This is a genomic window from Myroides albus, assembly GCF_009711045.1.
GTDB lineage: Bacteria > Bacteroidota > Bacteroidia > Flavobacteriales > Flavobacteriaceae > Flavobacterium > Flavobacterium album_A.
In genome coordinates this window covers 1-14,195 of record NZ_WMJX01000024.1, presented here as the reverse complement: position 1 = coordinate 14,195, position 14,195 = coordinate 1, and the positions used below count along the sequence as shown (strand labels likewise).

14 protein-coding genes are annotated in these 14,195 nt (G+C 33.1%); 3 read left to right on the top strand and 11 right to left on the bottom strand.

Annotation, left to right across the window (positions count from 1 at the left end; genetic code table 11):
• Positions 1-24 precede the first annotated feature (24 nt).
• Together menD and GJV76_RS10905 are read left to right on the top strand one after the other, a co-directional pair.
• Positions 25-1,680, top strand: a complete 1,656-nt coding sequence (gene menD / locus GJV76_RS10910; RefSeq protein ID WP_155092651.1) for a 2-succinyl-5-enolpyruvyl-6-hydroxy-3-cyclohexene-1-carboxylic-acid synthase — start codon at positions 25-27, stop codon at positions 1,678-1,680.
• A 78-nt stretch (positions 1,681-1,758) separates the two neighbouring features.
• Positions 1,759-2,103, top strand: coding sequence for a DUF2853 family protein (locus GJV76_RS10905; RefSeq protein WP_155092650.1), 345 nt, complete (start codon positions 1,759-1,761; stop codon positions 2,101-2,103).
• Between the two features lie 308 nt (positions 2,104-2,411).
• Here the strand turns inward: GJV76_RS10905 and GJV76_RS10900 are convergent, their stop codons facing one another.
• The 5 genes from GJV76_RS10900 to GJV76_RS10880 form a co-directional block, all read right to left on the bottom strand.
• Positions 2,412-3,749, bottom strand: a complete 1,338-nt coding sequence (locus GJV76_RS10900) for an amidohydrolase (RefSeq protein WP_155092649.1) — start codon at positions 3,747-3,749, stop codon at positions 2,412-2,414.
• A 42-nt stretch (positions 3,750-3,791) separates the two neighbouring features.
• Positions 3,792-4,508: an ankyrin repeat domain-containing protein gene (locus tag GJV76_RS10895; RefSeq protein WP_230381537.1), complete on the bottom strand. Its 717-nt coding sequence runs from the start codon at positions 4,506-4,508 to the stop codon at positions 3,792-3,794.
• A gap of 70 nt (positions 4,509-4,578) precedes the next feature.
• Complete coding sequence (locus GJV76_RS10890) at positions 4,579-5,445, bottom strand: AraC family transcriptional regulator (RefSeq protein ID WP_155092648.1); 867 nt, start codon at positions 5,443-5,445, stop codon at positions 4,579-4,581.
• Between the two features lie 87 nt (positions 5,446-5,532).
• Positions 5,533-6,000, bottom strand: a complete 468-nt coding sequence (locus GJV76_RS10885) for a copper resistance protein NlpE (RefSeq protein WP_155092647.1) — start codon at positions 5,998-6,000, stop codon at positions 5,533-5,535.
• 164 nt (positions 6,001-6,164) lie between these two features.
• A complete protein-coding gene (locus GJV76_RS10880; RefSeq protein ID WP_155092646.1) occupies positions 6,165-6,653 on the bottom strand; it encodes an ecotin in 489 nt (162 codons plus the stop codon).
• Between the two features lie 244 nt (positions 6,654-6,897).
• Here GJV76_RS10880 and GJV76_RS10875 point away from each other — a divergent pair, with 244 nt between their 5' ends.
• Entirely contained in the window at positions 6,898-7,266 is a 369-nt protein-coding gene (locus GJV76_RS10875; RefSeq protein WP_155092645.1) for a hypothetical protein, read from the top strand.
• A 190-nt stretch (positions 7,267-7,456) separates the two neighbouring features.
• Here GJV76_RS10875 and GJV76_RS10870 read toward each other — a convergent pair whose 3' ends face one another.
• The 6 genes from GJV76_RS10870 to GJV76_RS10845 all read right to left on the bottom strand — a co-directional run.
• On the bottom strand, positions 7,457-7,594 hold the full coding sequence (locus tag GJV76_RS10870) for a hypothetical protein (RefSeq protein ID WP_155092644.1): 138 nt from the start codon (positions 7,592-7,594) through the stop codon (positions 7,457-7,459).
• Positions 7,595-7,702: 108 nt separating this feature from the next.
• The gene (locus GJV76_RS10865) at positions 7,703-9,097 is read right to left on the bottom strand and encodes a hypothetical protein (protein WP_155092643.1); all 1,395 of its coding nucleotides are present in this window, start codon (positions 9,095-9,097) and stop codon (positions 7,703-7,705) included.
• Positions 9,098-9,116: 19 nt separating this feature from the next.
• Complete coding sequence (locus tag GJV76_RS10860; RefSeq protein ID WP_155092642.1) at positions 9,117-11,504, bottom strand: TonB-dependent receptor; 2,388 nt, start codon at positions 11,502-11,504, stop codon at positions 9,117-9,119.
• Complete coding sequence (locus tag GJV76_RS10855; protein ID WP_155092641.1) at positions 11,501-12,022, bottom strand: hypothetical protein; 522 nt, start codon at positions 12,020-12,022, stop codon at positions 11,501-11,503. The genes GJV76_RS10860 and GJV76_RS10855 overlap by 4 nt, the downstream gene beginning before the upstream one ends.
• A 25-nt stretch (positions 12,023-12,047) precedes the next feature.
• The gene (locus GJV76_RS10850; RefSeq protein ID WP_155092640.1) at positions 12,048-13,079 is read right to left on the bottom strand and encodes a hypothetical protein; all 1,032 of its coding nucleotides are present in this window, start codon (positions 13,077-13,079) and stop codon (positions 12,048-12,050) included.
• Positions 13,080-13,838: 759 nt separating this feature from the next.
• The coding region (locus GJV76_RS10845) for an OmpA family protein (protein ID WP_155092639.1) at positions 13,839-14,195 on the bottom strand (357 nt) is incomplete at its 5' end.

Genomic DNA, 14,195 nt, shown 5'->3' with positions numbered 1-14,195 from the left:
ATCTTTGAGCTTTAGTTTTTTATTATGACTTATCCAGAAATAGAATTAGCCCAAAGCATTATACAAATCTGCAAAGCAAATAACATTAAACATATTATAATATCACCAGGATCACGCAATGCCCCTTTAACTATAGGCTTTGCCAGTGATCCTTTTTTTATGTGTTACAGTGTTGCAGATGAGCGTTGTGCTGCCTTCTTTGGAATGGGAATGGCTCAACAAATAAAACAACCAACAGCACTTGTATGCACTTCGGGATCAGCTCTTTTAAATTATTACCCTGCCATAGCAGAGGCATTCTATAGTGAGATTCCCTTAATTGTAATCTCAGCTGATAGACCATCTAGTAAAATAGACATTGGAGATGGACAGACAATTAGACAAAAAGATGTTTATGCCAATCATATTTTGTATAGTGCAAACCTTTTAGAACAAAACAGTCAAGAGAATGACCATTTGATTAATATAGCTATACAAACGGCAATTGTCAAAAAAGGACCAGTACACATTAATGCTCCTTTTGAAGAGCCTTTATACAATACAGTTACTGAGCTTACAGTAAACCCTACTATCTTACCTTTTGAAAGCCTACCTCCTGCTCCTATTGAGTATACAAGCTATAGCGATAAATGGAACAAGGCCAATAAAAAATTAGTACTTGTTGGGGTTAACTATCCAGATGTCCTGTCAAAGGCTACAATAGAGGCTTTAGCTAATGACCCTTCTGTTGTTGTACTTACAGAAACAACTTCAAATATACATCACAAGAATTATATTCAACATATCGATCGTATAATTACTACTTTTTCACAGGAGGATTTTAAAGCCTTTCAACCTGATATTCTAATCACTTTTGGGGGAATGGTCGTGAGCAAGCGTATTAAAGCTTTTCTGCGCAAATATAAGCCTGAGAGCCATTGGCATATCGATCTATTAAGACACTATGATACCTTTGATGCTTTAACAGACAAAATAATCGATACACCAGAGCGATTTTTTCATTCGATTTATCAATTAACCAAGGGTAATGAAAATAGTAATTACTTGTTATGGGCTAAAGACATTGCACACAAAAGATTAGAGGCGCATCAAAAATATATGTCCCAAATTCCTTATAGTGATTTAAAGGTATTTGACTTGCTTATGCAAAGTTTGCCTAAATCAACTCAACTGCAAATTAGCAATAGTTCTGCCATAAGGTATGCACAGTTAGTACCAATTGATCCATCTGTAGAAGTATATTGCAATAGAGGAACAAGTGGAATAGATGGAAGCACATCCACCGCTATTGGCGCTGGAGTTGCATCTGAAAAGCCCAATGTGTTAATCACTGGAGATATTGGTTTTTTATACGATAGCAATGCCCTTTGGAATGCATACATTCCAAAAAACTTTAAAATCGTTTTACTCAACAATCAAGGAGGAGGTATATTTAGAATTCTACCAGGACATAAAGAAACTCCTGTGTTTAATACCTATTTTGAGACCTCACATAATCTAACGGCTGAGCACCTTGCCAAAATGTTTAATTTGGACTACATAGCCGTGAAAAGTGAACAAGAATTACAAAGGGAGCTACCTACGTTCTGGAATTCAAATAATAGACCAGTAATATTAGAAATTAGTACACCTACGCAGGTAAACGACCAGGTACTTAAAGAGTATTTTCGCAATATGTAAAAAAATTCGCTTTTGTATTTGATAGTATTCAAATATTTTAACTATCTTGTACATACAAAAAAATTAAATAAAATTACTATGAGTAAAAGAGCTGAATTAATTGAAAAGTATGCTGCTGATTTAAAAGAAAAATGCGGTGTAACTCCAAAAATGGACTTATTAGAGAAAGTAACTATCGGATGTGGTCCTTCTATTTACAACAAAGACTCTTCTACTGTAGCAGGAACTTCAGAATCTGAATTAGCTACAGTAAAGAACAATTTTTTAATCAAAAAATTAGGATTAAAAGATTCTCCAAAATTGGATGAAGGAATTGCGAAAGTATTGAATCAATATGGTCAATCAAATAAAAACAAATACAGAGCGGTTGTGTACTATTTACTAACTGTACATTTCCAAAAAGAAAGTGTATACGCAAAATAATAATTATTGTATTTTCTATATTTTAATGACAAGGGTTATAGTTTACTATAGCCCTTTTTTGTGCTTTTAAAGCAATCAAAAAAGCCAGCAATCCAAAAGATTACTGGCTAATAAAACACTTAACTTAGAAAGTCTAATTACTTACTTGTTAAAATAACTCAAATCAAAAAAGACACTAAAGTATAAAAGGTCTATTTTTTTGAGTTCTCACTCTCTATCATGGGCAATTGATTGAGAGTGATTTGAATTAAAAAAAAATTGGGCTATGAAAAAAAAATACTTAAAAATGTATTACTAATCTTTATTAATTAAACTACTCTTTTGCCTTTGTAAAAGACATATTCCCTTTTAGGTAATCTAGCTACGGCTTGTGCAGAACAACTTGCATCTACTAAAACAAAGCTGGCCTGATCTGATTTTTTAGGCCATTGCATCTTTCCCTTATCATCCAATGGCAACTGCTGATCTTTAGTAGCAATCTTTAATGCTCTACTTAAGTGAAATTCATCTCTCCATCCATAAAGTTCTGCCGATAATCTAGCTTTTTCAAGCATATCGCAACTACCAAATACAGACCAGTGATCTACAATACTATCTGTACCAGTCATTACTTTAACTTTGTACTTATAAAAAGTAGGTATAGGCATAATTGTCTTTCCAATTGGCACTGTAGATATAACTCCAATACCTAAATCAGCGAACTCCTCGCAAATGGCCTCTAACTCTACTTGTGGTATCTGAGCAAGGGCAAAGCCGTGACTGATATAAGTTCTTGCTTGTAATGCTTTACTCTCACGAACTTTATTAATTAGATATTCTATTGCAGCTATACCTGTTTTTGCAGACTCGTGCAAGTGAATATCTACTCCCTTGTTATAATCTAAGGCTACCGAGAGCATAATATCTAACGACCTTTGCATATTCCCATCTACCGTTGTTGGATCAAGCCCTCCTATATAATCAACCCCTAAACTTGCTGCTTCTCTTAATAACTTCTCACTGTCTGAATAAATAATACCATGTTGTGGAAAAGCAACTATCTCTGATTCTATATTATCTTTTTTATTATCAATAGCAATTTTCAAATTCTCTAAACTTCGTAGTCCACTTGTAGGTTCTACATTGGTTTGACAACGGGCAAAACAACTACCTTTGCTATTTAATAGAGTTATTGCCTTCTCAGCCTTGCTTGTCGAATTTAAAAGCATATCAGGCAATATTTGTCGCTCCAGCTCAATCATATCTTTTACCGAACGTGCATTGATTGGCTCTGCATTCCACCCTTGTCCGTAAAAAGTCTTGTCAATATGAATATGCATATCGCTAAAACTTGGAAGCATTAAAAGACCACCTGCATCAATTTGCTTTACATTTACAACTGATAAATCACCTGTGGTAAGCTCCAAGATAACTCCATCTTTGATATGAAGGTTATAAAGCGCTGTCTTAGTTGCCTTTACTTTGTTATCATCATTATACTCAAATCCTATTTCTAATCGCACGTTTTTAAGAATAAACTCTTCGCTGTTTGCTATAGCTAATAATTCTTCTTGTTGTTCCCTATTTTTACTATATCCTACAGTAGGCATAAAAATACCCGATGTAGCTACAGCAGCCATTCCTAAAAACTCTTTGCGATTAATCATTGTCAATTTCTTATTTCTGTATTACTCTACCTTTAAGGCTTATTACTTCCCTCCTGCGTTTTTTATTAATTCAGCAATTTGCTTTTTACCTAACTCAATAGCGCGGCTTAGGGCAGTGACTCCCTTGTTATCTGGGATATTCACGTCCACCCCAGCTTTAATGAGCTCCTTGGTAATTTGAATCTGGGTTTGCATACTTCCCTTACCTATTAATACCACTTCCATAATAGCAGTCCACCCTAAATTATTCACGTGATCAATCGGAAAGCCTTTGGTATTGGCCAGTAGAATAACCATATCTAAATGACCTTTTTCAGCTGCTGGTATTAAAGCAGTTCCCCCATAGCGATTAAACACTTGAAAGTCAGCTCCATGACTCAACGCCTTTTGCGCAATCTTTAAATTCCCTTCAGCTCCAGCATACAAAAAAGGACTATTGAGCATATCATCTTGGGCATTGACATTTGCACCGGCATCAATTAATAAAGATGCAATATCATTATATGCCTTGTATAGAGCGTACATTAAGGGAGTTTGTCCCTTTTTATTGACAACTTCTAAATTTGCTTTATCCCTAATTAGCCGTTTTACTTGAGCTATATCTTGTTTGTCTATTGCCTGGAAAAATTCCATAGTTTGATTGGCTTGCTCGGTTGATATTGATTTAGAATTATTATCACTCGAACAATTTGCCAACACAGTAGAACTCATCAATACAGCAAACAATAATAAAGACCAATATTTGACAATTCTACTCATAAGCCTTTGTTTTTATAACAATAACATCTCTGACAAAGATACAAGGCTAAGGAAAATACAAATTGTGAATTTACTTTGGTTTATTGTAAATATTATAACTTTTGCGAAACTCACCTGGAGTTAGTTGAGTGTGCTTTCTAAAAAAGTTATTAAAGTAAGGGGTATCGTTAAAAGACAAATTAAAGGCAATTTCCTTAATCGAAGCATTGGTAGTTGTTAAAAGGCGCTTAGCCTCGAGTATTATGCGGTTTTGTATCAGCTCACTTGCTGTTACACCAAGTATTTTTTTACATTTTATATTCAAATAATTAGAGGTGATTTTAAGCTTATCAGCATAAAAAGACACTTGACTCTGGCATGAATAATATTGCTCGAGTAAGGCTTCGAATTCCAATATCTTGTTATCTACCTTACCAAGACTTGTTAATTCAAAAGCCTCTTGATATAATTTATGTATATGCTTTAGTAGGGTGTGAAATTCAAGTAATGCTATCTCACGATCTAATCGATTAGTCAGCTTAAGTTGCTTTTCCAACGCAAGTAACTTAACCTTCAAATCCTTGTACTGCTTTTGGTTTAAGTTTAATACACAAGGCATACCCACATAAAAAAAAGGAAGTGGACTCAAAAGCTGAAAACTGTTGAGCATTATCTTTGAAAACAAAAGTTGGAAGCCTTTGGTTTTCTCACTCATATTCCAATAGTGAACCTGATCTGGTCGAAGAAAGTGGATTTGAAAATCCTCTACCCTATGGGTGTTAAAGTCAATATCGTGAATACCACTACCAGATTCGACAAACAACAATAAATAGAAGTCGTGTTTATGTGGAGCAATTAAATCGTTTCTGCCTCTCTCGGTATGCTTAAACAAGGTAATATCCCAAGTGTCTTCTCCAAGCATCTTAGAGGCTGTGAGTGTCTCAATTTTTTGTTTCATATTACAACGATATATCTATGACATTATACAAAAAAACCCTTAAGAACTAACTTAAGGGTTTTTAATTATTTATTTGTAAATAATATCTTATTTTTTAGCTAAAAGATACTTCTCAGCAAGTTCTCCTTCAATAGCTTTTCCTTCTTGGTCTAATTGAGCAAGAGCACCTTCTCTTACTTGGTACTTAGTCTCTTCCTTATCATCAACTTTTAAAGTGATAACCGATCCGGCAGCATCCCATGCAAAAGTTCCTTTGTCTTCAAATTTACCATCTGCTTTGTCTTGGTAAACTAATACTCTTGTGAAAGTTCCATCCTCATTTAATACAATAGTAGTATCAATTCCAGGACAGTCAGCACATGGTACTACACCTTGGTAAGTTCCACTCCAATCTAATGAATTTTGAGATGTATGTTCATCTACTACTTCTTTTTTAGTTTCAGTACTTTGCTCTACTGCTGGAGTTTCTGTTTCTGTTTTTTTGTCATTCTTACAACTTACAAAACTGATAGCTAATGCTAAAGTAGCCATAGCTACTAAATTTCTTTTTTTCATAATCGTGTTTAATTTTATGGAGTAAATATACTAATTATATAAAACAAGTCACAAAATTTAATTTAGAATATTTTAATACTTTTTAATTTTTACTAATAATACACAAAAAAAGGAAAATAGCTAACTATCTTCCTTTTTCGTTTTATAAATTTGGCAATTTGTAATTATTTCTTGGTTTTTACTTCGTTAGCAAAATACTCTTCTCCATCGGTTTTGTACACTTTAAAACGCACTTCCATATCCTCAGGTATATAAACTACAATAGGTAATCTACCGTTATATCTTACAAGTTCTGATTTACCACTAACAAATATATTCCTTTTAGCAGCATCCGGACATCCCATCATAGTTGAAAATACATCACCTTTAGATTCAAAAGAATAATAAGTATATCCCCATCCCTCTAAATTCTTTTCTTTTAAAGTTCCAACTAATCCAAAATTATTACAACCATCTACTTCCATTACCTTGCCAACGGAAAACTCAATCTTCTTATCATTGTCATTTTTAGAAAAAGGTACCTCTATTAATACCTGTTTATATCCTTTCTCTGGAGATGGAAAAATAGAAGGATCTAACCTGTTAACTGTCTGCGCCATAACTCCTGTGGTTGTTATTGCGAACAACATCAAAATTGATAAAATCTTTTTCATACGTTTAATATTTTATTTATGTATTTATAATACATTATGAAAGTAGACCTTTTTTTACAAGCCTACAAAAATTTAATACTTTTTATGACTTTATAACACATACTTAAAACTGACATTTTTTATCAGTTTCAAAAATATTAGTCAACGAATTAACAATAAAAAACTATTTTAATCTTAATTATGTTAAAGTAATTACTTTTTATATATATTTGTATACAAATCAAACAACGATTTTGGATTTATTATGAAAAACAAACTAAAAATAGCAGGCATTATTATCTTTTGCTTATCCATTATCATGCTTTTATACAATACAGACGAAAAGAGAATTGCTCTTTTTGGTCAAAGTACTATGGTGGAAATTCTGCAGGAATCAAATTATCAAGACAAGCATAATATCCACTTTAAATTTCAAGATAAAATATACATCAAACAACTACCTAAAACAGTTACAAGCGACCTTAAACAAAGTCAAAATGTTAAGGTGTATAAAGACTCTAATAACGATAAATTTATCTTCGAGGCTGAGAACAAAAATTGGGAAACTTTCTCCTCTATTATTACAATGAGTATAGGCTTATTCTTTTGGGTTACTTCAAAGAATAGATATTAAAATGAAAAAGCTCATAATCTCCTATAAATAGGGATTACAAGCTTTTTTTTGTAGTAATCTGCTCACAATAAACAAACCTTTAATACTTAATATAAACCTAGTACGAACTGTTGATTACTACAGTACTTTTACAAAACAAAATCACTTGAACTCTAAAAACCTGTTTTGTAATTTTTAATGGGTGTTTTACTTACACTACAAAGATAGCTTCTCGTTGTTCCATCGCCTTTAAATTTTCTACCCAATGGGATAAAAACACGACTAAAACAACAATTAACCCCGCTAAAACGTGAAAGAATTCAACTAAGACGCGGCTATTGAAAGCCATTTTGAGTAATATTTTTAGCCATAAAAAAAGCAGCAGGAGTAAAATCTACCACCCACTGCCTTTTCAGGATTGAATTAATAATTAACTTAAGATATATTATTCTGTTATTTACTGACCATAAGGATCTAACTTATAAAATCTTGTTGGCTTATACTTATTGGCAATTTGCAAGACCTTCTTAACCTGTCCATTTCTATCTACACTATACACCCCATTGAACTTTAAGGGATCTGAATTAGGTACGCAGACAAATAATTTATCATCTACCACTGTAAATACATTCATTCGCGAAGAAGGGTTTGATAAAGGAATATCCAGTTTTTTGAATTGATCTGGCGATTTGGGATCTACCTCGTAATAACCCATTTGCAAGCTAAACTTGGTTGCACTATCCTCACTTGAATCAAAGCGATAAACTCCTTGAGAGATATGTAAATAAAGCTTGTTGTTATAGGAAAGAATTGACTGTACGATATGCTGCGTTCCAAAATGCTTTTCTATATCCACAATAAATTCTTTGTCAAAGTCTGTTTCTGACTCTTTAATCCTAAAGACTTGAGAAGGAAAATGGGAATAAAACTGATTCCACCCCCAAGAGGCAAAATATAAGTTACCCTGCTGGTCTTTAGTTGTTGACTGATTCTCTGACACAAAGAAGCTAACTGTTTTGGCCTTGTCATAAGCAATAAACTTTTCAAATCGCATTGTAGCTATATCAACCACAGCTAGGTAGAAGCTGTTCTCCTTCTCGCTAATTAAGTTAAAACTTGCCTTTTCTAAGAACACCACACTAATAAAGAGCTTTCCTTGTTTGTGATCCAAAACTAATGAACCTGTGCGAACAAGGTTATTCCCAGATTCATCTACCCATTTAGCCTCTGGTCTAAACTTTTGTATAAATGGCTTTAGATCAATTTTACCTTCAAGTTGCATACTTGTTGGGTTAAATCGCTGAATAGTCTGAGGTGCAATACCTTCATTGTAGAAAAAACCAGTATTTTGATCCACTACACACAACTTACGCGAGGGAAATAAATTGTCTTTGTTAATACTAATCTCTTTGTCTATATACAAGCGGTTACTACTATTTAGTTTGAGTTTATAAAGCCCAGGTGTTGAAGAATATCCTTTTTTATCCTTAGCCATACTAAAGATATAATCCTTGTAAAACACATGGCCAGAAGATGTCGAAGGGTCTGAATTGGTAAATATACTATTGTCCTTAATCAGGTCATAATTTCGTTTATTGTCAATCTCGGATAAAGTGAAAGAAAAGAATCTTGTAATATCAGGAGTTGATGCATCTTCAGTAGCCAAGACATAGTTAAAGCTATCGTAATTCAACTTAGCATCGCTACTTTCTTCCTTGAGGTTATTAATTGTACACGAACTGAATAACCCAACAAAGAGAACCACCATCATATATCGAGTAAAACTCGCATAAAATTCTATTGTCTTTTTCACTACTTCAATTGTTTTTTGACCTTTTACAAATTGTATCATATCGCTTTTATATAAATATTTAAAAACTATAAGTCAATTTCACTCTATAGTTACGACCGGGATTTTGCATTTTAAATTCATTGTAAATCTCATGGTTAAATAAGTTCTTTACCTCTGCCGCTACAGCTACTTGATGTCTACCAATATGCTTTTGATAAACAATACCAAGATTGTTTAAATGTTGCACAGGTATAATTCGACTCGTATTAATCTTAGAATCTCCCCACAAGCCCAAAAGGCCATTAGGTTCAAATTGCTTTTCTATAAAATCCAAATAGTACTGATGTACATAGGAGTAGTTCCAATATAAACTCAAGTCGCTATCAATTAATAAGACGTCTTTAAAATTATACGATACACTAAAGTTTGTATAGTAAAAAGGCATATTAGCTATCCTGGCTTTTTTATAGTGTTGGGTATTTAACAAATTGTCTTTACTTGACTCTAAACGAAAGTCATTCCAAGTTAAATTTGCCGAGAAAGCCAAGTGCTTAATAGGCTTATAGTTTACATCCACCTCTACACCGAATCCCTTTACTTTATCTAAATTTAGAAAGACAGCTTGATATTGATTAATATCTTTTAATCGAATTAAATCTGTAGTCTTTCGATAATAAGTATTCACTTGAGCAGCTAACTTTTTATTTGTGAAAGTATAACCCAAGTTTAGGTTATAACTCTTCTCTGGATTCAAATCATAATTAGAAATAACAAAATTATTATCACCAAAGAATTCTTCCTTATCAGGTAACCTATAAGTATTCTCGTAAGAAAAACGAATGTAATTTTGCTTATCTATTTGATACTTTACAGCTTGGGAGAAACTCATTCCCGTTTTACTCACAGTCTTTTCTTTAACCAACAGCTCATGGGGATTATCACTAGCATTGTATTTAGCCTTTAAGTGTCCATGCAAGAATTTGACTTGTGTATTTAAAAAAACGCGACTCTCAAATAAAGTAAAGTCAATGGCAAAACTGCTCACTAACTTTTGATAGTTTGTACCACTTGAATTAAGCTCATCTAAGGTAGATTTTGTATTATAGTGACTAAAGACTGTATTGTTTTCAATCAACACATAATCACTTAATAAATAACTTAAATTACCTCTTGTGGTAAACTGGCTTTGAGTATTTTTTAAATAACCATCTTTGATGACCAAATTTCCCATCTCAGAGGAAGATACCGTTTGATGTGCATTACCTTTCCAATCGTAATAAACGTTCTTTGTCTTGTCAAATAGCTCATAATCTATCTTACTATAAACTAGAAACTGGCTCCATTGCAAACGATGATTTAAGAATGCCTTTTTATAAGTTAAACTTGGTATAAAGCGCCCTTTTTCTTTCCTATAAGCCTTACCAAAAGCTCTTGCTCTGGAATAAGCATCATTTTGAATATCTTTTGACAACTCATAAGAATGAACACTAAATGAGATTTTATCAGCCCAAGAAAAATCATTTCCTTGAAGGTAAAACTGCATGTTTGCTTGTTCAAAGGAATTGTGAAACAGCTTTGCTTTAATATAGGTTGTATTACCTGTTTTCTCCTCTAGATAAGGCAAGTTATTTACTTTAAAATTATTGTCGGAATAATTGTAAAAACTATTGGTTCCCAAACTCCAATTCGGTGACAATAAAACACTTGCATTAACAGAACCTATATGCGTGTTATAAGATCCTGTCTCATAGGAAACTGTGGCTGCAGTTTCTTTTTTTTCTAAAGTAACAAGATTTATAGCGCTGCCTAAAGCATCAATTCCAATTTTGGAGGGCAGTACTCCTTTATACACTTCTACTCGCTCCAACATATTGGTTGGAACTTTGTTAATACCATAGCTACTCCCGAGGTAATCCATAGGAATGTCATCTACTAAAAAACGAACGGCATTACCTGTAAATCCGCCCACTATTATATTGCTATTTGCCCCAAGCCCTCCTATACTTCTAACCTTCACTCCTGGAGTACTACTGATAAGCTCCTCTATAGAAGCAGATTTAATGGCACTTGTTTGTACCTGAACAATATCAGATTTAATCGCAGCATGCTGCAATCTTTCGCTTTTGCTCTTTGCTTGAATTGTAATATTATCTAATAAACGATCCTTTGGCTTGACCTTTATCGACACATTCTTCCAATCGGCATCTTTACTAAGATGAATCATCCCTTCTTGTAAAGGGTTACTAACCTCTACCAATAATGTATAATTTCCCTTAATTACAACATCAAAAGAAAACCTACCTTGAGCATCTGTCTTTTCTTGTTTATCTGCTTCTAACAGATAAACAGTTGCATTAGCTACCGTTTGATTTAACCCATCTACAACCTGTCCCTGAAGTTGATCAATTACTTGAGAGTAGCCTAAACAAGGAAAAAGGATAAGAAAAAGAGTAAGCTGCCATTTCATAATGCAATATTATTTACATAAATCATTGGTGGATTATCCCAATTAACATCATTTAAGTTTGTCAGTGTCACAGTAGCGGTTTGCTGATCGGCATGAAACACGACCTCTAAGGTAATTACGCTATAAGTATTATAAGAATCCACCTGTGTTATCTTAGCTGTCAAACCAAAGTTAAATGGGGGACTATTTAACGAGATTTGATTGATAGAGAAACCATCATGTCCTTCTTTATTCCAGAGCCAGTATCTTCCATCCTCCGGTCTATTGTTCTTCTTATTGGGAACAACAAAGCTAAACTCATTATTGGCTTTAAAATCATAGCGAACAATACCCTGTTGCATATGATAACTTGTAAACTTATTCTGTTTATCGGCAGGAGAACTATGAAAGTTTACTTTACTTACTCTCCACTGGCCTTGTAGTATATTATTACTAATTACTTCACTTGCACTTGCTTTAAAAAATGGCACTGATACAATCAGCATCAATGCCATTACCCATTGTTTGAATATATTCATATTCTCTTCCCTAACTTATATATTGTTATTTCTTCTCTCCTGCAGCTACTATCTCATTTAAAACTTCATTGATACCGTCAAGCTGATCAGTTGTAGAGATAAATGTATCATACTTAACAAAGGTTCTCTTTAGATTTGTACCCTTGTCGTCTGTGAAAGTAAACTCAAGTTTTGAATCCGAAATCTTCTTTACAAGTACAGTGAATCGCATATCACTTTTTGCAAAGCTATTCTCTGTATGATAAGCTGTTTTAAAGGATTTTTGTTTATCATCCCAAGTCCAAGTATCTTCTTTTGCAGAAATTACTCCCATTGGAAAAGTGTACTTGAATAAACTCTTATCTGCTTGTAAGAACGAGTACACTAAAACAGATTTTGCTCTATCTGATTGAGTAACCTCAATACTTGTGTCGAAAGTTTGTTTGAATACTTCTTGTCCTTTCTCTAATACCCATGTTGAATTTAATAGATCAGACTTTTTAATAACTGGATCGCTAAACAACCCACATGAAAACACATCTCCATTTGGTAGTGTTATTTTTGAAGCGATACTCGGATCTACCTTTGTTTTCTCTAAGACAAAATCAGCTTGAGAACCATTTGCCAGCTCAGCTTTAAAGCTCATGGTATGAGTATCTCCACTTTTCTCCACTTTTAAATCCAATGTCGTTAACCCAAAGTTATAGGGAGGCATTGCGATATTTAATTGCTTAATTTCAAAACTATTCTCGTTTGCTGACCATTCCCAGTATTTTTTAGCAGAAGGGTCAAATGCACTGTTCTCACCTGCTAAAAATACAAATGTCTTATCTTTCTTAAACTCATAACCTGTAAGACCTTCTATCATACAAGCATCACTTGCTGGTATACCTTCTTCGACAAATTTTGTGAAGTGAATAGTTTTAATTTGCCATGTTCCAACAAGGAGATTCTCCTGTTTACCGGGGTCTGGTTTAACTACCTGCTCTGTATCTTTTGAAGAGTTATCGTCACTAGAACAAGCTGTTCCAAAAAAAGATAAAGTAAATAAGCTTAAAATTAAAAGTGTTTTTTTCATTGTGTTTTAAGTATAAATTTTTTGCTAAAATAAGATTAATTTAGATTTAATAAAAACAATATAATTACGATGACACTTTACTTCAGTATGTTTTATTCTATAAAAAAGCTTTAATAACAAGTAATATAGCAGTGAATTTTAGATAAAAAACGACTTATTCTTTTTCTAATGATTATAGTTTAACAATAATTTAAAAATATAATTAGTCCAAATAAATCAAAAATATTCTTAAGTGAGTAAAAAAATAAAGGCTATCTGTAAACAGATAGCCTTTATGAGTTTAAGAGAATTTGGGTTTGTTGTTTGTGCAAAGCACTTTTGTATAGTTTCTAACTACTTGTAAAGTCATTTGTTTACGCTATAGTTAATCTATTGTTTTGTTTTTGTTGCATGTCCTCTTCTACATTAATCATGCCAAAATTATTTTATGCAGTAATTTTATTTAATATTAAGTAAGTTACATTAAATAGCTCCTAAAATATATATACAATAACTTAAATATAAACCTCTCTTTACTTTTTAAAGATATAAAGCGAATTCACTTGATAAAATTCATAACAACAAACTAGTATCATCAGTCAATGTAATACTTCTGCAAAACAGATAATAATTACACTCATACAACTAGAAACATTATATAAGAAAAGCCCTCCCAAATGGGAAGGCTTTTCAAGGCTAAGTGCTGTTAGTTTTGTATCCTACAGCAGGATGGTCGAAAAAAAATTGTTTTGTTGTTTGTGCACAGCACACTTGTTTCTATTATAATTCTATTACAATAAATTCACTTCTTCTATTGAGTTGGTGTTCCTCAATCGAGCACGGTACTCCGTTGCTACATTTATTTATCAACTGACTCTCTCCATATCCTTTGCCAGTTAATCTACTCTTGTCGATTCCTTGCTCGNCAGTTAATCTACTCTTGTCGATTCCTTGCTCGATCATCCACTTCACAGTTGATTTTGCTCGGCGATCCGACAAGCTCATATTGTAGTTATCGTTTCCTCTACTATCTGTATGAGAACGAACATCTACTTTCATATTTGGATACAGTTTCATTACCTCTACCACCTTGATTAGCTCTATAGCTGCATCTGGGCGAATATTTGACTTGTCAAA